The sequence below is a fragment of the Virgibacillus sp. AGTR genome (assembly GCF_016919725.2).
In the GTDB taxonomy this organism is placed as follows: domain Bacteria; phylum Bacillota; class Bacilli; order Bacillales; family Amphibacillaceae; genus Virgibacillus; species Virgibacillus salarius.
This window is the reverse complement of sequence record NZ_JAJERH010000150.1, coordinates 1-1714: the sequence shown is the minus strand read 5'-3', so window position 1 is coordinate 1714 and position 1714 is coordinate 1. Positions and strand designations below refer to the sequence as shown.

2 protein-coding genes are annotated in these 1714 nt (G+C 43.8%); both read left to right on the top strand.

Annotation, left to right across the window (positions count from 1 at the left end; all coding sequences use genetic code 11):
* Positions 1 to 1020, top strand: a 1020-nt coding sequence (locus JUJ52_RS22860; RefSeq protein WP_228089233.1) for an ABC transporter ATP-binding protein, incomplete at its 5' end; no start/stop codon positions are given.
* The coding region (locus tag JUJ52_RS22855; RefSeq protein WP_228089232.1) for an ABC transporter ATP-binding protein at positions 1020 to 1714 on the top strand (695 nt) is incomplete at its 3' end. The genes JUJ52_RS22860 and JUJ52_RS22855, both read left to right, overlap by 1 nt.

Sequence of the window (1714 nt, the reverse complement as noted above, 5' to 3'; positions counted from 1 at the left end):
GTTTCATTTAACACCTACAACGGTGAAGTACAAGCTGTTCGAGGTGTGAACTTTGATTTGAAAAAGGGGGAGACATTAGCGATTGTTGGTGAATCTGGCTCAGGAAAGTCGGTAACATCGATGGCGCTAATGCAGCTCTTACCTAAGCCGCACGGCTTTGTCAAATCAGGGGAGATTTTGTTTGAAGGTGAGGATTTGGTTAACAAATCTACGAAAGAGATGCAAAAACTCCGTGGTAAAGATATTTCGATGGTATTCCAAGATCCGATGACATCGTTAAATCCGACGATGAAGGTAGGGAACCAAATCATTGAAGGTTTAATTAAGCATCAGAATATGTCTAAACAGGATGCGAAGAAAAAAGCGATGGAATTACTGGAATTGGTCGGTATACCTAATCCAGAAGTACGGATTAACCAATATCCTCACCAGTTCTCTGGCGGAATGCGCCAGCGCGTGGTCGTAGCGATATCGCTTGCCTGTAATCCAAAGATTCTCATTGCCGATGAGCCAACAACGGCATTAGATGTGACGATACAAGCACAGATTTTAGAGCTGATGAAGGATATTCAAAAGGAAACGGATAGTGCAATTATTTTTATCACGCACGACCTTGGTGTTGTAGCTAATATTGCAGACCGAGTGGCGGTGATGTACGCTGGAAAAATTGTCGAAATCGGGACAACAGATGATATTTTCTATAATCCGAAGCACCCATACACATGGGGGCTACTAGGTTCGATGCCAACGCTGGACAGTGATGAAGAGGAATTATTTGCGATTCCTGGAAGTCCACCGGATATGCTGAATCCTCCAAAGGGCGATGCCTTTGCCCCACGTAATGAATTTGCATTAGAAATTGACACCGTCATGGAGCCGCCGATGTTTAAGGTATCTGACACACACTATGCAGCGACATGGCTACTCCATGAGGACGCACCGAAAATCGAGCCGCCAGCATCGGTAAAACGGAGAATGCAGGGATTTGCGAGTACGGCTAGTAAGGACGGTGAAGCTTGATGGAGCAAGAAAAATTACTAGAAGTAAAAAACCTAAAGAAACATTTTAGAGCTGGGCGGAAGAAAATCATTACGGCTGTCGATGGTATCTCTTTCGATATTTATAAAGGGGAGACCTTTGGATTAGTAGGCGAATCTGGCTGTGGAAAGTCGACAACGGGAAGAACAATCATTCGTTTATATGAGGCCACAAGTGGTCAAGTACTGTTTAATAACGAGGATGTACATGGGAAGAAGTCGAAGAAGGATCTGCTTAAATTTAATCGAAAAATGCAGATGATTTTTCAGGATCCATCCTCATCGTTAAACCCGCGTATGACAGTTATGGATATTATAGCGGAAGGCTTGGATGTCCATCATCTCGTAAATAACGAGGCAGAACGGAAGGCGAGAGTAGAAGAATTACTACAGGTGGTAGGCTTGAACAAAGAGCATGCGAGCCGCTTTCCTCATGAGTTTAGTGGTGGGCAGCGTCAACGGATTGGTATCGCGCGAGCACTTGCCGTAGAGCCAGAATTAATCATTGCCGATGAGCCCATTTCGGCACTGGATGTTTCTATTCAAGCACAGGTAGTCAATCTATTGAAAAAGCTACAGCGTGATCAAGGGCTAACGTATCTGTTTATTGCCCATGATTTATCGATGGTAAAATATATTAGTGATCGAATTGGCGTTATGTATTTTGGGAATATGGT